The sequence below is a fragment of the Calidifontibacillus erzurumensis genome, from assembly GCF_013303125.1.
Lineage (GTDB): Bacteria > Bacillota > Bacilli > Bacillales > Bacillaceae_J > Calidifontibacillus > Calidifontibacillus erzurumensis.
Genome location: NZ_JABTTE010000022.1, coordinates 1 through 17,225, shown reverse-complemented (window position 1 = coordinate 17,225; position 17,225 = coordinate 1). Strand labels below are relative to the sequence as shown.

Here is a 17,225-nt window from a genome sequence, read left to right as displayed (position 1 = left end):
GGGTGGATGGTTGCGCTCAATCATGGATGTTTTGGGGATTATGGAAGGGGCCCGATGCGCGGTATTTACATAAATGTTAAAATGAGAAACAAAGCATACATAAAGGGTACAAAGCGGCAAGCGTTTTTGTACCTTTTTTGTTTGGCTCTTAAGATTATTATAGATATTTGGCTTTCTGAAACAAACGTTTTGCAATAGAATAGAATGATTAGGTAGAGCAATTGAAATAAAAATTGAGTCCAGAGAATACCATCGATAAAGTGAACAAGTTAATTTCTATGAAATTAATACTAAACGTTAACAGAGACTTTAGTTTAAGGAAACACGAAAAAAGCAAGAACCAATCCATAAAGGAATGTTCTTGCTTTTCTTTGTTTTAATTTTCTTCTATTATAAAAGCTCTTTGCGCAATTCTGCTGCTGATTTTGGAGAAAGAAGGCCTGGTGCAACATCAAATACAGTTTTAGCTCCGTATTGACCGTCTTTGTTCATGCGATAAGCTGCACGTGCATATGCAACAAGAACACTTGCTGTAAATTCAGGGTTGCTGTCAAGTTTTAAAGAATACTCAATAACATGGTTTGTATTTTCGCTTGTTTGACCGCTGCGAATGACGAAACCTCCGTGCGGCATAGCTGAGTGGTTAGCTTTTAACTCTTCTTCTGTAATAAAGTTGACAATTGTATCATAATCTGCGAAATAGTTTGGCATAGTTTTGATAGCTGTTTCGATTTCTTCAAGATTTGCGCCTTCTTCAGGAACAACCCAGCATTCTCTTATATGTTTTTCTCTAGTCGTAAGTTCAGGATTTTCTGCATTGCGCACGCGTTGTACAGCTTCTTCAATCGGAATCGTATATTGAACGCCAGCTTTTACGCCAGGCACACGGCGAATAGCATCTGAATGACCTTGGCTTAAGCCTTTACCCCAGAATGTGTATGTAGATCCCTGTGGAAGAGCAATTTCTCCATAAACACGGTTTAATGAAAAGAGACCTGGGTCCCAACCGACAGAGATGATAGCTGTTTTATTATTTGGCTTTGCTGCAGCATCAACTGCTTCAAAATATTCTGGAATTCTTGCGTGTGTATCGAAGCTGTCAACAGTGTTAAATAATTTTGCAAATTGTGGACCTTGTTCAGGTAAATCTGTTGCAGAACCACCGCATAAAATTAACACATCAATTTTATCAGTATATTTTTCAATTTCATCGACATGCAAGACTTGAATGCTGTCATCGTTTACTTGAACCGTTTCAGGATTTCTTCTTGTAAATACATAAGAAAGAACCATGTCGCTATTTTTTTTAACGGCTGTTTGCACACCTCTTCCGATGTTACCGTAACCTACAATTCCTAAACGAATTTGATTTCCCATAAACTTTCCTCCTATAAAAATAATCGTGGACGTGTCATTTATAAATGTCATGTTGTTTTGTAAATATAGTCTAGCATCAGCCCAAAAAAATGTCCAAAAATGTAAATAAGTACAGTTTTTAGTATAAAGAAAAACACAAATTGACTCTACTTGTCCATTTTATTATGGATAATTGTTCGAAACAATATATTATTTGGATAAAAATAATGTCAAAATGAGAATGGTTTTTTGCTTTTAGCTATTTAAAGTTGCTGGAGAAGAATAATTTAAAAATAGAAGAGGTCGTGCTCTACAGTCAGTAAAGGGGGAAAAGGATGAGAGGAATGGGCTTATGCCACTAAAAAGATTCATTGGAGATGGGCGGCATATAAAATACCACCCGTTATTGTTTATTCACATTATGGAATGATCATTATTTTGACAAGTGATAGGGCTTGTATTTTTTCAAATTAAGTATGTTGGCATCATTAGGATATTTTATAGACTGTTGGCCGTTTGAAAAGGAGCATAAGTTTAAAAAATTTCGTGTTTGGTAAACTCAGCGTTATTTATGTCAATGCAAAATTTTGACGTCACTAAAAGCGGGATTTACTTGCTTCGTTTTGGATGATAGTGAGCTTTTGCCGGAAGTCTTTTTTCAGGTTCTCTATTGCCGCGTTTGCGGTTTTTCTCGTCTTTTCGCTGTTTGTCGTGGATAAATTCAACAAATTCATGTGTATTCATTTCATTTATATCCATTGAGATCCCTCCGTTTTTCAATATGCTCCTATTCTTTTTGTACTATATCCAATTACAGAAAAATCATGTAATAAATAAAAAAGTGGCAAAGAGGATAAATTAATACAAAATCATGATGTTTAAAGTGCATATAGGAATGAATATATGGTAAATTGAAGGTGGACCGGTTTACACGAAGGACTGATCATGATCTGGCATAATGTCTTGCAAAAAATACATACGAAAGGTGGCTTCAGTCGATTATGACAACACATGATCACCATATGTCTAAACATCCGCATCATGGACAGATGAACGGGGAAAATCACGAGTTACCGCCGAAAACATGTACGATTGATAGGCTTGTCACTGTTCCGGAAGATATTGAAAAAGTATTGCGCGGGCAAAAAACAGCGCAGCGACGCAATGGCAGATATGCTGATGTTGGAGAAATCATGACATTAGAGGGTAAAAATTTTGTCGTCGAAAAAGTTTATTCGCAGTCACTTGGGGAATTGACTGATGAAGATGCCAGACAAGAAGGATACGCTAACTTGGAAGAATATAAACAAGCTATTTTATCAATGCATCCAGGAATGCCTTGGCTTCCGCAAATGCGTGTATGGGTTCACGAATTTCGTCCTGTTTAAAAAAACTGGTGAATGGACATGGATTATCAATTATATCGCATTATTCTTTATCTCCATGTTTCTAGTGTAATCCTTACGATCGGCCCTTTTTTTATTCTGTTTCCATTTATTAAAAAACTTCGAGAAGCAAATGAAGAATTAACAAAAGCGTATTTAGATTTAATTAAATTTGCTGTTCAAGTTTCAAAACATGCCGGTCATGTATTATTTGTTACAGGAATTTTACTCGTTTGGATTACTTCATGGACGTGGACAACATCGTGGATCGTCATGACTCTTGTCGTAATGCTTTGCTCGGGTTACTTTATTGCTCGGGCTTTTTCACCGACGGTCCGTAAGTTTAATGATCCAAACCAAGATAGAGACGCTGCTGTTCGGAAGCTATATCGTTCTACATGGGCGTATGTCATTTTATTAATGCTCATACTTTGGTTTATGGTCGCAAAACCTACATTTTGGTAGAAGAGATCAAATCGTTTACGGTTTGATCTTTTTATTTTAGTTTATGTCAGTTTAACATGTTAAAGTATTAAAAGAGATAGGCAAATTATATGTTTTTCTAAAATTAGAAAATCATAAAAGTGGAATTAAAATTCATATAAATATAGACTATAATTATCAGATTATGAGATAGAAAACAATGTTAAAGGTGGCACTTTTTTATGAAATTTCTCCATAAATATATACGAAAATTTTGGCTGCCTTTTATTTTTGCCCTCTTTATTTTAATGGTTGAAGCCACCATTGATTTGCTTTTGCCAACGTTGATGGCATCGATGATTGATGTTGGGGTTGCCACACGAAATCTTGATGAAGTAATTAAAATGGGCAGCACGATGGTATTGTTAACTTCTGTTGGAATGGTAGCAGCTGTTTTGCGAAATTTTTTATCGAGCTATGTTTCCCAAAGTTTTGGGACTGAACTTAGGCTTGATCTTTTTCGGAAAATTCAGTCGTTTGCGTTTCAAACCATTGATAAATTTGATCGTGCTTCTTTAATGGTTAGGTTAACGAATGATGTTACACAAATTCAAATGTTTGCAAACGGCCTGATGCGGATCTTTGTAAGAGCACCTTTGCTTTGTATTGGTGCCCTCATCATGGCTGTCCGGCTTAATCTGCATTTATCTATTGTGCTTGCCGTCGTTGTTCCATTGATTGCAATTTTACTAATTTTAAACATGAAGCTTGGATTTCCACGTTTTATCAATGTTCAAAAAGCGATGGACCGTGTTAACGGCGTGATGCGCGAGTATTTATCGGGCGTTCGGGTTGTTAAAGCATTTAATCAGTTCCAATTTGAGGTGAACCGATTTCAACATGCGAACGGAAATCTTGTAGAAGCGGCCATTTCTTCGAATCGTGTGTTGTCTGTTTTTGGCCCGATGATGGTGACGGTCATGAACATTGGCATTGTTGCTGTTCTTTGGTTTGGTGGTTATGGTGTAGAACAAGGGCATATAAAGGTCGGGGAAATTATCGCTTTTACGAACTATATGATCCAAATTTTGTTTTCCCTCCGTATGATTTCTATGGTTTTTACAATGTATGTCCGGGCAAAAGCTTCTGCCGAGCGCATTAATGAAGTATTTGTAGAAGATTCATTGTTTGAGTCAGCCTCTATTCCTTCACTGAATGGTGAGAATGTTTTTCATGTAGATGAGGAGTCTAGGGATGAAAAGAGAGGACCAAAGGGGAGCATCGAATTTGAAAACGTATCGTTTACATATGATGAAAAACGGGGTGAACCTGTATTAAAAAATATTACCTTTAGCTTACGGCCTGGTGAAACGGTTGGAATCTTAGGATCAACTGGTTCTGGAAAAACAAGCTTGGCCAACTTGATCCCCCGCTTTTATGATGTCAGCGAAGGGTCTGTGAAAGTTGATGGCAAGGATGTTAGGGATTACAACTTAAAGGAATTGAGAAATAAAATTGCCATCGTTCCTCAGAAAACGATGTTATTTACAGGTACAATTGCTGAAAACATCCGATGGGGAAAAGAAAATGCAACGTTTGAGGAAATCAAACAGGCGGCCATGTTAGCGGAAGCGGATTCGTTCATTTCTGCTTCACCAGAAGGATATGAGACAAAACTCGGTCAAGGCGGCGTTAATTTGTCGGGAGGCCAGAAACAGCGGATCTCCATTGCCCGTGCACTCGTTAAACAGCCTGATATATTGATCCTAGATGATAGTACGAGTGCCGTTGATATGGCGACTGAAGCAAAAATAAAAGCATCTTTGAAAAAATATGCTCGCGATTTGACATGCGTGATCATCTCACAACGAATTTCCTCTGTCATCGATGCCGATTTCATTCTCGTATTAGACAACGGCAAGTTGGTTGGCATCGGTTCGCATGAGGAATTATTAAAAAACTGCCAAGTGTACCAAGATATTTATAGATCACAAACAGGTAAAGAAGTGTTGTTATGAGTATCGAGATCGGTAAAAAAACAGGTGCGAAGTTTGCGGGTCCATAGAATTTGTGGATTATGAAAGTTGCTAAAAAGAGTTGAAGTGATATTTTCGTGTTGGATTTCTCTAACATGTTTTACGGCAAGGGGGTGTGGGCATGTCTTCACATACAAAAAAGGAAATTGGAGCAAAAATGCTAGGACCGGTACTAAGGCCTGGCGGTGGCTTTGGAAAACATTTTCACGGTAAAGTGGAAAAACCGAACAACTTTAGCAAAACACTCAAGCGGCTTTCTTTTTTTATTGGGAAAGAAAAACGATTATTATGGATTGTATTTTTATTTATTTTGATAGAAGCGTTTCTTTCATTAGTTTCCCCCTACCTCATTGGTAAAGCAGTTGATGCCATGGGGGATGGCGGGTATGTCAATTTTCGTTTGTTAGAAATTTTTGTTTTTGTTTTGTTAATTGCTTATATTACAAGCGGTCTCCTCACTTTTTTGGAAGGATGGATTATGGCGGGCGTTTCGCAACGAATTGTTGCCAGGCTGCGATCAGCTTTGTTTTCCAAGCTGCAAAAGTTGCCGATCGCTTATTTTGACCGTCATACCCATGGTGAGTTAATGAGCCGGCTGGCGAATGATATCGATAATGTGTCCGTCAGTATTTCCCAGTCAATAACACAGTTGATGAGTGGCCTTATTATTATTATCGGGACATTGACCATGATGATTACGTTAAGTCCAATACTTACGCTTGCCAGTTTGATTACGGTTCCGCTCATGTTTATATTAACGAGGACGATTACAAAGCGGACGCGGGTTTTATTTTCACAACAACAAGAGCAGCTTGGGCTTTTAAACGGGCATATTGAAGAAACGATTTCCGGTCTTTATGTCGTAAAAGCTTTTAATCATGAAGGAAAAGTAATTGAACAGTTTCAGGAAATGAATGAAGAGTTGCGAAAAGTCGGACTAAAAGCTCAAATATGGTCTGGGTTTTTAATGCCTCTCATGAATGTCATTGGTAATATCGGTTTTGTCACTGTCGCCATTGTTGGCAGTATTCTAGCTGTAAAAAATATGATAACTGTCGGTGTGATCGCAAGCTTTTTAACATATTCACGCCAGTTTGTCAGACCGCTGAATGAATTAGCCAATATTTATAATGTTGTTTTATCCGGTGTTGCAGGTGCGGAGCGGGTGTTCCAAGTTTTAGATGCAAAAGAGGAACCTGCAGATACACCTGAAGCTGTACCGATGTCAGGAGAAAAAGGCGATGTTGTTTTTGAAAATGTCAGCTTCGGTTATCGGCCCGATGTACCGATCATAAAAAATATTAGTTTTGAAGCAAAATCCGGAACCCGTACAGCGTTTGTAGGTCCTACGGGTGCAGGAAAAACAACGATCGTCAACTTGCTGACTCGTTTCTATGATGTTACAAGTGGGCGGATTTTAATTAATGGCAGGGATATTCGGTCATACACCTATGATAGTTTGCGAAGCAGTTTTGGTATCGTTTTGCAAGATACGTACCTTTTTTCCGGAACGATTAAAGAGAATATTAAATATGGCAAACCTGATGCAACAGATGAGGAAGTGAAGGAAGCAGCAAGAATGGCAAATGCCGATTTATTTATCGAACGCCTTCCTGATCAGTATGATACAGTTTTGACAGAAAACGGTGCGAATTTGAGTGAGGGACAACGCCAGCTCTTAGCGATTGCAAGGGCGATTTTGACGAAACCGCTTTTTTTAATTTTAGACGAAGCAACGAGCAATATTGATACACGGACGGAGCAGCAAATTCAAGCGGCATTAGCAAACGTTATGAAAGGTCGGACGAGTTTTATCATTGCCCATCGTTTGAATACAATCCGTGATGCAGATCAGATTATCGTCATCGATGGTGGTGAAATTGTTGAAAGCGGAAGCCATGAGGAGTTGCTTGCGAAAAAAGGTGCCTATTATGAGTTGTATCGAAACAGTACGATGCAGAACGGAGCGATTTAGGTTTTACGTTAGTGCAAGAGTAGAAAATTTATGGGCGTATGAAGGGCATTTTGGAGAAGAATTTGCTAAAAACCCTTCATAGTTGCAATGAAAGACAGTTGGCAATAGATCTTGTATTAAAAAGTCTTTCATAAGTAAGGTAGATATGTAGAAGGAGTAGAAACAATAAATGCAATTTACTCCTTCTTTTTTTATCTCGAAAGAAATTGTTTCTTTCTTTCATTTCATAAAAGAACTAGACTTTTCAAAAGTAAAAAACCTCTTAAAATTTTAAAGATTGATTAGGGGAGGGCAACCAAGATTAAAAATCTCTTTCTGAAAAGCTTTTTTAATTGTGTCTATGCCCGCAGCTTTAAACCACTAGAGAGGTCAAAAATTCAGCCCCATCCCCGTAGTTTCATAATTTATATGACCTTTCTTAATCAATAAATTGCAAATAAACACCTTTTCCTTCTACAATCTCAACCGATTCAGGAACCTGCATATAAAGGACATGTTGGCCACTTATATGATTTATGCTACTAAAAATATGTTCGTCTGTATATTGTGGACTTGTAAATTGATTAATTGTAAATTCCTTCGTAAATTTTGTAAACTTTAATTCTGTTTGCGCTGGGTGGTTGATTTGAATCCCTTGTTGGTTCACTTTAATATTCGGTGGTTGTATATGATGAGAGTAATCATAATCATCTATAATGGACTTTGTCATATATTGAATGATATGCACTTTTTTGTCGTCATCCGTTTCCTTTTTCTTTTCTACAACGATCCAATCATCATTGCCGTCCATTCTAGTACTTGATACGATAAGACGATTATCCGGAATAGGAAAATGCCATTCTTTATTTATAAATACCCCATCAGTTTCAGACAACTTTCCCGATTCTATATAATGGTAGAAGTTCATCTGAGCATTCATTGCTTTTGTAATTTCTTCGGCAGATATACGTTCACTTACCATTTCACGGTCGTTAGTTATACCAATATATAGGACCGTTGCTATTAATATCAGAACAATATAAAAAACTAAAACAAAATTTGTGATTTTCCCATAAAAATACACCACTTTATTTTTAGCTGTTTTTAACACAACTCTAAACATTATGGCAACGGTGAGGATCAGAATGAAGAAAAAAATTCCTGTCATCGTCTGACCTCCATTCGGTTTGAAATAAGAATGGCACCAGCAAATAGGACCAAACTAGTTATGACCACTTTTATCGTAAATATGAACAAGGAAGTTTCTTTGTTAAAGAAAAATAAAACATTTTCCATTGTTACTCCAAAAATTATTGGTAAAGCAATAAAAAGACCAGCAAAAATAATAATAAATAATTTGCTTAGCTGTACAAGCATTCCGATAAAATAACCAATAGCAGCAATAAGGATTGTATATAAAGTTGTCGCAAGAATGCCTATGGTTAGTTCAAAAATTGTTATAGAAGATGAATATTGTAAAAAGATATCTGTATTACTAAAAAAAATTTTAATTACCCTTACTAAATTACTTGCCATCATCGAAGTTACACCGGCAATTAAACTGGCTGTCAGTAAAAAAGCTATATTTGATAAATTGCTTGTGAATCGGTTCGTCACAAAAGCAAAGTCACCATATCTTGCTTGTTTTGTTGTAAGGGTAATTCCGGTTACAAAAGCCCACATGAGTGTAAACATGATTAAGGAATTCCCGTCGAAATAAGTCACTTTGATCGAAAGGTCTCCGGAGGAGGTCGCCATCATTCCACTTCCACTAAGAATGGTTAATCCTAAAGCCATCCACTGGACAAACATCAACGCTACAAACGAACCGATAAAAGCACGTAGTTTAAAAAAATATTGCCTTTTAACGATTTCACTACTATTAGCGTTTGCTAAATACATCATCGACTCCACCTTTCCTTTTATTGGTCATATACATACAAACATCCTCGGCGGAAACAGCTGTAATTTGTAAGCCTTTTTGTTTTGCTTGCGTCAACATTTCATCCGTAAAATCATTTTTCAAGACAACATACTTTCCGTATGCTCCAACTTGCTTTTTATAAAGGATTTCTTTCCCAAGTGCCCATTCGTCAATTAGGTTCTCGGGTCCACTGACAGCAATGGCATATTGTTTTAAATCATCAACAGTCATATGAAGACGTTTTTCTCCTTCATCAATTAGCAATATATGTTCTAACAGGTCTTCGACTTCATTTAAATGGTGGCTCGATAATAGAATGGTCCTTGGATGCTCTAAATAGTCTTTCAGTAAGGCCCGATAAAAATCTTTACGAACAGCCGCATCCATACCAGTTGTTGGCTCATCGAAAATGGTTAATGGGACACGGGCAGCGATACCAATAATTGCATTAAATGTGCTTTTCATTCCTTTTGACAAATTCTGATGGTATTGCTTCGGGTCTAACGAAAAATAGTCAAAGAGCCCCTTTGCAATGGTCATGTCCCAATTTGGGTAAAATCGGCCAGCTTCTACTAAAATATCACTCAAGCTTAAAGCAGGAGGAAAGATTATTTGATCATCAATAAAAATCATATTTTGTGATACTTTAAGATTGTTAAAAGGTTTTTCTCCGAAAACCAGTATCTCACCAGATGTTTGCTTATAGAAACCGGCAATTATTTTTAAAAGTGTAGTTTTTCCTGCACCATTTCGTCCAATTAAACCTGTAATTGTATTTCTCTCAATCGAAAATGTTAGGTTGTGCAACGCATGCTTTTTTCGATATGATTTCGTAAGCTCCCTACATTCAATGACTGTCATTCTCTCTATCATCTCCTTTTGTACTAGCTTCTTTTATCATTTCAATTAAATCGCTTTGACTAACATGAAGCCTTTTTGCCTCGGCTACAAGTTCCAGTACCAACTTTTTCAATGTTTGTTCCTTTCGTTTGGTAAGGATAATTTCTTGCGCATTCTCAGTGACAAACATACCAAGTCCACGTTTTTTATAAACGATTTGTTCATCCGCTAGTAAATTTAAGCCTTTTGCTGCTGTTGCCGGGTTAATATTGAACATTTCTGCCAACTGATATTGTGAATAAACCTTTTCATTTTTCTTTATATTTCCTATTAATATCTCTGTTTCTAACCAATGGGCAATTTGTATATAAATCGGTGTTGTACCATCGTTATTAATGATCAATCTCTCACCTCCAGACCAATTTGTAATGGTATTGAAACTTTATGATCAATGCTTGACTAACATAGTACATTACTGATGTAATGTACTATACTATATATGTTAAAATTTTACAAGTGATACCGTTAAAAAAATAAAAAATAATATTTGCTTAAAAAGCAAAATCAGTGAATATTAAAATTTGCCGGTTCCAATACCAATTGTTTAGAAGGGAAAATTTCAATATCAAATGGGAACTAAAAATCTGTTCAGTAAGAAGCTGATGGCCTTTCTAAAACGTTATAATTAGAGGAGAAAAATAAAAATGAACAATATAGCATACTTGGAGTTGATGATGAAAAAGAAATTCATTAAGGAATACCTGCATGGGTTATTGTAGTGAACAGTTTTATTATCCAACAAGTATCTTCGAAAGCATAGAAAGTGGGGCTGTTTACCTTGAAAGTTCAAAATTATGAATTGGCAAAAAAACTGCGTCATGAATTGCATCAACATCCTGAACTTTCTAATGAAGAAGTATGGACTAAAAATCATTTAATGGAATTTATAAAAGCAAATACAAATCTAGAAATAGTAGATAAAGGGAATTGGTTTTATGCGATATATAAGGCAGATGCAGATAAGCCAAACATAGCTTTTCGTGCAGACTTTGATGCACTTCCAATGGACGAAGGCATCGAACTGCCTTGGGCTTCAAAATTTCCTGGAAAAGCACACAAATGTGGTCATGATGGCCATGCAGCAACATTAGCGGCTTTTGCGCTAGAAATCAATCAGGAAGGGGCAGATAAAAATATCTTTTTTCTCTTCCAACCGGCTGAAGAAACAGGAGATGGTGCGATTCAATGTGTTGAGTTCATTAAAGAACACAATATTGATGAAATTTATGCTTACCATAACATGAGTGGTTTCCCTTATAAGTCTGTAGCACTTAAAGATGGAACGATCATGTGTGCGTCTAAAGGGATGACGATTCATTTCGAAGGGGTTCCTGCCCATGCCAGTCAGCCGGAAACGGGGATCAATCCATCCTTTGCCATCGGCAATATTCTTGGTGCAATACCTAAATTTACGTCTCCTCAGAATAACAAAGGTCTTGTCCTTTGCACTGTTGTACAAATTGATGTAGGTGAAAAAGCTTTTGGTCTTGCTGCATCAAAAGGAGATCTTCGGATGACGATACGCGCTTTTTATGAAGAAGAGTTAAATAGACTACAAGAAAATCTTGAAAGGTTTGCAATAGAACAGGCAGAACAATTTGGTTTAAAAGTAAGTTTTGAGTATTGTGATGAGTTCCCGGAAACACTTAATCATAAAGAAAGTGCCGATAAAATTCGTCTAGCTGCAAAACATAAGGGAATGGAATTAGTTGAAATGAAAGAAGCATTTCGACCATCTGAAGATTTTGGACATTATACAAAATTAACAAAAGGTGCGTTATGTTTTATTGGAAATGGGGAAGATTATCCCCATATTCATACGACTGAGTATGACTTCCGTGATGAACTGATTGAAGTGGGTGTTGAACTGTTTAAGGGGTTAGCAAAATTGTAAAATCAATGTTGGTCGAATAGGTTGAACGAAACCCCTAGGGTATAGCAGGGTCCTTAGGGGTTTTTGTATTTCTACCAAATTTAAAGCATTTTATATTGAAATTATTAAATATTCCAAAGGAATTGTAAGTTTGCATCTTCTATAGTTGCAATATATTAATCAACAATTATTGAAACTTCCAAAGCTTCTAAGAATATCGATGCACTTGAGGCTTATGTTAAAGCAATGAAAGAGAACGGGATAGGTTATGGCAGTTTTAACGTTCCAGTTGATCGCTGTCTTCAATGTGGATACAACGGTGTTATATACAACGAATGTCCAAAGTGTCATAATCACGAAGAACGTAAAATGGAACGTATCAGAAGAATTACGGGTTACTTAGTAGGAAGTATGGATAAATGGAATAGTTCAAAACGAAATGAAGAAAAAAACAGAGTAAAACACGGGGGACAGCAATGAAAATTATGAAGATTGACACCGACTGTACGGATAATGGGAACGGTATACGCACTGTTATTTATGTATCAGGATGCAGCCATTATTGCGAAGGTTGTCACAACCCATCTTCTTGGAATGTCAACAATGGAATAGAATATAGCATAAATGAATTAATAAATATTATAGAAGATAATTCAATAGCCGATGTAACAATTAGTGGCGGAGATAGTCTTACATTCCAATATGAGGATACGTTAATGCTAGTTAAAGAAATTAAAGTTAAAACGAGAAAAAATATATGGTTATATACTGGTTATGTATTTGAAGAAATACCTGATTCTAAAAAAGAGATATTACGGAATCTTGATGTTCTTGTAGATGGAAGATTTGAATTATCCAAAAAGAATTTACAAATCATGTTTAGAGGTTCGTCCAATCAGCGAATTATTGATGTACAAAGAAGTATAAAAGAAGGGATAACAATTCTATGGAAAGACGGTCAATATATCTAGAAAAAATTAGCAGGAAGTTTTCTACATTTTATACATCTCAGACTAAATGAAAAATAAGCTAGGGAGCCTACTACTAAACTTCAGTAGCTCCCTAGCTTTTTCTCAAGACACTTTATACACATCGCTTGCAAATGCTATGTTTCTCTTTTTTTTAAAACAATAAATTATAAATCATCAAACCCATTCAAATCGGTTACCTTTGTATATTGACGATTCCTTTGTTCAAAGAAATCAGTTTTCGTTCCATCAAAGTTATCTACATAAGCCCGAATCCATTTCATTGGATTATTTACATGTTCAGGGTAAATTTCACTCAAGCCAATCATTCGTAACATTTTATTCGCCCTGTATTTAATAAAGCCTTCCATTTCCTCTAAATCTATACCTTCTACACCATTTAATACATAGTGGGACCATTCAATTTCCAAATCTACTGACTTCTGAAAATGTTCATATACCCAATCCGTGAAGGATTTTGTATTGTACTCGGGATTTTCAGCCAAAGTTGACCGAATTAATTCTGAAATATAACGCCCGTGTTCCAATTCATCCCGATTGATGTAACTAATCATTGTAGAAGTTCCAACCATTTTATTTTGCCTTGCCAAATTGTAAAAGAAAGCAAAACCGGAATAGAAGAATAACCCTTCTAAAAGTGTCGAATATACTAATATTTTTATTATATTTTCAATAGTTGGTTCTTCGACAAATTGGTTATATTGATTCATAATCTCCTGATTACGTTTCAGTAAAACCGGATCTTTTCTGCCAATCTCAAAGGCTTCATTCTGTTTATCTAATGGTACGACAGATGATAATATATAAGAATAGCTCTCGTTGTGTACTGCTTCTTGTTGTGCAATAACAGCCAAAATCGATTGTACAGAAGGGTCCGTTGCATATAATGAAGTCAGTAAAATTGTCCTTGTCTGTGAAGAATCCAAAGTGGCCAACAAACTAATTACTTTTAAATATGTTTCTTGTTCCTTATCCGAAAGCATCGGAAATTGCTTCACATCACTCGACATATTTACTTCATCCGACTGCCAAAAATTTGCCAATAGCCTTTTATAAGCTTTATACCAGTGCGGATACGCAATATCATTCCAATTTAAAATCCCACTGGATTTTCCACCAAAAAGCGCAGTTGCTCGGTTTGGATTGATTGGATCTAATGTTTTCACTTTTTCAAGTAAGTACTGTGACATCTTTTATAACTCCTTTAATCCATTTTTTTACTAATTTCTCCTGACTTCCTCTTGGAGATTGCTCAATTTTTAGTGGCTCCCAACGACTGTTATAAAACTTTGCCAATTTCACAGCTGCCAAACAAAACAATTCATCTCCGCCAAATTGGGTTTCACCCGTCCCAAACACCGCAACATTATCAGGTTTATACCCTATTTCCCAAAGAAAATCCTTTACTTCTTCAGGGGTAGCTCCCTTTGCCCATGTAAATGTCCCGATAAAAATGACATCATAGTTTTTTGGATCAATCGGAAGATCGACGCCAATACGATGCATGTCAACTTCAAAATTTTCACCTCGTAATTCCCTTTCAATAATCTCGGCAACTTCCTTAGTGTTTCCACTGTATGACAAATATGCAATTACAGCATTCAACTTTGACACCACTCACATTCTTCGATATCACTAGAAGTCGAACGAACGTAATAGGTCGTTTTTAACCCTTCCCTCCAGGCTTGAAAATGAAGGTCAAGTAATACAGAAGCCCGAATTGTATTTGGTACGTAAAAATTGAAAGAAATGCTTTGATCAATATGTTTTTGTCGGGCAGCATTTTGTCTAACCGACCATCTTTGGTCCACTATATAGGCAGAGCGACGATAAATATTGTAAGTTCGATGGTTTAAGTCCGGTGCTGTTGTCGGAATACGATAATCTTTTTTCTCTTCAATATAGAAAGGTTTAAAAATCGGATCAATACTTGCCGTAGACCCCGCAATAATTGAAGTTGTTGCATTCGGTGCGATTGCCATAAGGTAGCCATTACGAATACCGTATTTTTGAACATCCTTTTGGAGCTTCATCCAATTTTCATCTGAGTAACCTTTATTGCTAAAATAGGCCCCTGTACTCCATTTACTTCCTTCAAATAATGGATAGCTCCCCTTCTCCTTACTTAGTTCCATACTACTTTTAATCGTGTAAAACGCTATTTTTTCATAAAGTTCATCAGCATATTGAACAGCGGCCTCTGATTCCCATTCAATATTTTTTAAAGCTAATAAATGATGCCAACCAAATGTACCTAGTCCGATTGCACGATATTTTTTATTCGTTATTTCCGCTTGTTTGATCGGAAGTGTATTAATATCTATTATATTATCAAGCATGCGGACCTGAATTTTTATTAATCGTTCTAATACACCATCTGGTACGGCCCGTCCTAGATTTATTGAACTTAAATTACATACAACAAAATCACCAGTTTTATATTTTTTGACGATTATATTTTCATTTTCTATATATTCCTCTATAAATTCTGTTGGCGATTGATTTTGCGTAATTTCAGTACATAAATTCGTACAATAAATAATCCCTTGATGTGCGTTTGCATTTTGCCTATTCACTTCATCACGGTAAAACATAAACGGAGAACCCGTTTCTAACTGGGAGCGCATAATCCGCTTCATAATCTCTATTGCAGGGACTTTCTTTTTAGACGATAGATTGGCATTGATACATTCCTTATACTTTTTACGCCACTGGCCATCGCCCTTCTCTTCATCATAAAAGTCTTCCAAAGAATACCCCATCACTTCTTTTACTTCATTTGGGTCAAATAAATACCAATCTCCACGCTTTTCTACCTGTTCCATAAAATAATCCGGTATACAAACCCCGGTATATATATCGTGTGCACGTAGCCGGTCATCACCATTATTTAATTTTAAATCAAGAAAATCTTCTATATCACGATGCCATACATCTAAATAAACACTGATGGCACCTTTTCTTGTTCCTAGCTGATCAACACTAACAGCTGTATTATTTAATTGCTTTATCCACGGAACAACACCGCTGGACATGCCTTTATAACCTCTTATCGAGCTACCTCTTGCACGAATTTTCCCCATATAAACACCGATGCCGCCACCATTTTTGGAAAGCTGAGCTATATCACTATTACTATCATATATACCTTGTAAACTATCGTTTACTGTGTCAATAAAACAACTAGATAATTGCCCGTGGGTTTTTCCGGCATTAGCCAGTGTCGGTGTTGCTACCGTCATATACAGATTACTTAATGCCCAGTAAGCCTCTTCAACATGTGTCGTTCTTGTTGCCAAACTTTCATCCTGCATTAAGTGCATCGCAATAATCATCCAACGTTCCTGTGGTAACTCGTAAATATTCTTATCATAATCCGTAGCTAAATAACGTGTAGCTAATGTTAAAATTGCTGGATAAGTAAACACTTGATCTCGTTCTGGTTGAATTACTTTACCAAAATGTTCTATTTCTTCTCTTGAATATTTCTTTAATAGATTTTCTGTATAAACCCCTTTTTCTGTTAGTAGCTGTATTAACTCATAAAATGAGCCATATTCATTGCTAGATGCATAACTCCTGTTCTCTGCTGCTTTAAGATAGAGATTGTGTAAATAAATTCTTGCTGCTAGATAAGTCCATTCCGTATTTGCCTCGTCGATGTTTTCAAGGACGTGCTTGATTAATAAATCTACATTTTTTTCATCCAGGTGGTTTGTAACCCCAGCGTTCATAATTTTTTGCTTATATTCTTCAATTTGGAGATTTAGACCAACAGAAATACGATCGATAAACGTCATCATTTGCTCTTGGCTAACATCATGAATTGTTTGCATTTGCATTCCTCCTCTAATAATCAACAAAAAAACCGTCTATTCTCGGGGAATAGACGGCAAAAAACGACAGAAAAAAGTGTATAATCGTGACTTGTTATGTAAAAAAAATGGTCATTTTACAAATTAAAGCCAAGTCACTCTTAAGCAGCACACTTATAGTTTTCCTATCGTTTCTGCTTCTTACACCCCGAAGAATAGAAACTTCAAGTTATGGCAGGTCTCCTGGCTCGTGCTTCACCCTACTATAGCCCTTCCCATATCGTCACCTTTCAGCAAGCAAGCGATACAGTGGATTGCTAGTTCGTCCACACTTACAGTTGCGGGGGCAGCTTCAGATTCTCACTGAATTCCCTTTTAAGGTATTAAAATACCACCATAACTTTAAGTACTATATTTTGTGTTATTCGGTTATTTATTGTCAATATATAGGATATACTATCATATTAAAATGTTAATTACAATCCAATCTAAAAAATACTTTAAATTTTAGTACAGAGGTTTTACACTGATATTAAGTAATTTCTTTCACAATTAAATCAAAAATTAATT

15 protein-coding genes, 1 pseudogene and 1 riboswitch are annotated in these 17,225 nt (G+C 36.3%); of the genes and pseudogenes, 7 read left to right on the top strand and 9 right to left on the bottom strand.

The features are described from left to right. Window positions 1-390: 390 nt before the first annotated feature. Both HR057_RS13765 and HR057_RS13760 read right to left on the bottom strand, forming a co-directional pair. On the bottom strand, window positions 391-1,377 hold the full coding sequence (locus HR057_RS13765; RefSeq protein ID WP_173732020.1) for a diaminopimelate dehydrogenase: 987 nt from the start codon (window positions 1,375-1,377) through the stop codon (window positions 391-393). A gap of 588 nt (window positions 1,378-1,965) precedes the next feature. Then, on the bottom strand, window positions 1,966-2,115 hold the full coding sequence (locus tag HR057_RS13760; protein WP_173732019.1) for a DUF4023 family protein: 150 nt from the start codon (window positions 2,113-2,115) through the stop codon (window positions 1,966-1,968). A 290-nt stretch (window positions 2,116-2,405) separates the two neighbouring features. Between HR057_RS13760 and HR057_RS13755 the strand changes: the two genes are divergently transcribed. The 4 genes from HR057_RS13755 (at window position 2,406) to HR057_RS13740 (ending at window position 7,175) form a co-directional block, all read left to right on the top strand. Further along, window positions 2,406-2,744: an ASCH domain-containing protein gene (locus tag HR057_RS13755; RefSeq protein WP_173732062.1), complete on the top strand. Its 339-nt coding sequence runs from the start codon at window positions 2,406-2,408 to the stop codon at window positions 2,742-2,744. Between the two features lie 18 nt (window positions 2,745-2,762). Then, window positions 2,763-3,206, top strand: coding sequence for a DUF2269 family protein (locus tag HR057_RS13750; RefSeq protein ID WP_173732018.1), 444 nt, complete (start codon window positions 2,763-2,765; stop codon window positions 3,204-3,206). Window positions 3,207-3,406: 200 nt separating this feature from the next. Beyond that, a complete protein-coding gene (locus tag HR057_RS13745) occupies window positions 3,407-5,182 on the top strand; it encodes an ABC transporter ATP-binding protein (RefSeq protein WP_173732017.1) in 1,776 nt (591 codons plus the stop codon). 139 nt (window positions 5,183-5,321) lie between these two features. Next, window positions 5,322-7,175: an ABC transporter ATP-binding protein gene (locus HR057_RS13740; protein WP_173732016.1), complete on the top strand. Its 1,854-nt coding sequence runs from the start codon at window positions 5,322-5,324 to the stop codon at window positions 7,173-7,175. A 418-nt stretch (window positions 7,176-7,593) separates the two neighbouring features. Here the strand turns inward: HR057_RS13740 and HR057_RS13735 are convergent, their stop codons facing one another. Genes HR057_RS13735 through HR057_RS13720 form a run of 4 tightly spaced genes read right to left on the bottom strand, consistent with a single transcriptional unit; the run spans window position 7,594 to window position 10,321 of the window. Next, window positions 7,594-8,322, bottom strand: a complete 729-nt coding sequence (locus HR057_RS13735; protein ID WP_173732015.1) for a hypothetical protein — start codon at window positions 8,320-8,322, stop codon at window positions 7,594-7,596. Beyond that, the gene (locus HR057_RS13730; RefSeq protein WP_173732014.1) at window positions 8,319-9,056 is read right to left on the bottom strand and encodes a hypothetical protein; all 738 of its coding nucleotides are present in this window, start codon (window positions 9,054-9,056) and stop codon (window positions 8,319-8,321) included. The genes HR057_RS13735 and HR057_RS13730 overlap by 4 nt, the downstream gene beginning before the upstream one ends. Continuing rightward, complete coding sequence (locus HR057_RS13725; RefSeq protein WP_173732013.1) at window positions 9,037-9,939, bottom strand: ABC transporter ATP-binding protein; 903 nt, start codon at window positions 9,937-9,939, stop codon at window positions 9,037-9,039. The genes HR057_RS13730 and HR057_RS13725 overlap by 20 nt, the downstream gene beginning before the upstream one ends. Next, on the bottom strand, window positions 9,926-10,321 hold the full coding sequence (locus HR057_RS13720) for a GntR family transcriptional regulator (protein WP_173732012.1): 396 nt from the start codon (window positions 10,319-10,321) through the stop codon (window positions 9,926-9,928). The genes HR057_RS13725 and HR057_RS13720 overlap by 14 nt, the downstream gene beginning before the upstream one ends. Before the next feature lie 435 nt (window positions 10,322-10,756). Between HR057_RS13720 and HR057_RS13715 the strand changes: the two genes are divergently transcribed. The 3 genes and pseudogenes from HR057_RS13715 to nrdG all read left to right on the top strand — a co-directional run bounded on the left by HR057_RS13715 (window position 10,757) and on the right by nrdG (window position 12,822). After that, window positions 10,757-11,872: a M20 metallopeptidase family protein gene (locus HR057_RS13715; protein ID WP_173732011.1), complete on the top strand. Its 1,116-nt coding sequence runs from the start codon at window positions 10,757-10,759 to the stop codon at window positions 11,870-11,872. 183 nt (window positions 11,873-12,055) lie between these two features. After that, window positions 12,056-12,331, top strand: a pseudogene (gene nrdD, locus HR057_RS13710) (anaerobic ribonucleoside-triphosphate reductase); the annotation flags it as partial. Further along, on the top strand, window positions 12,328-12,822 hold the full coding sequence (gene nrdG / locus HR057_RS13705; protein WP_173732010.1) for an anaerobic ribonucleoside-triphosphate reductase activating protein: 495 nt from the start codon (window positions 12,328-12,330) through the stop codon (window positions 12,820-12,822). The pseudogene nrdD and the gene nrdG, both read left to right, overlap by 4 nt. A gap of 164 nt (window positions 12,823-12,986) precedes the next feature. On the opposite strand, the gene HR057_RS13700 is transcribed toward nrdG, so the two are convergent. From HR057_RS13700 to HR057_RS13690, 3 genes are read right to left on the bottom strand one after another with little or no spacing between them, the layout of a single operon-like run. Then, complete coding sequence (locus HR057_RS13700; RefSeq protein ID WP_173732009.1) at window positions 12,987-14,030, bottom strand: ribonucleotide-diphosphate reductase subunit beta; 1,044 nt, start codon at window positions 14,028-14,030, stop codon at window positions 12,987-12,989. Next, the gene (locus HR057_RS13695; RefSeq protein ID WP_173732008.1) at window positions 14,011-14,457 is read right to left on the bottom strand and encodes a flavodoxin; all 447 of its coding nucleotides are present in this window, start codon (window positions 14,455-14,457) and stop codon (window positions 14,011-14,013) included. Before HR057_RS13695 ends, HR057_RS13700 begins: the two co-directional genes overlap by 20 nt. Next, window positions 14,442-16,676, bottom strand: a complete 2,235-nt coding sequence (locus tag HR057_RS13690) for a ribonucleoside-diphosphate reductase subunit alpha (RefSeq protein WP_173732007.1) — start codon at window positions 16,674-16,676, stop codon at window positions 14,442-14,444. Before HR057_RS13690 ends, HR057_RS13695 begins: the two co-directional genes overlap by 16 nt. Before the next feature lie 195 nt (window positions 16,677-16,871). Beyond that, window positions 16,872-17,069, bottom strand: a riboswitch (cobalamin riboswitch). Window positions 17,070-17,225: the final 156 nt, after the last annotated feature.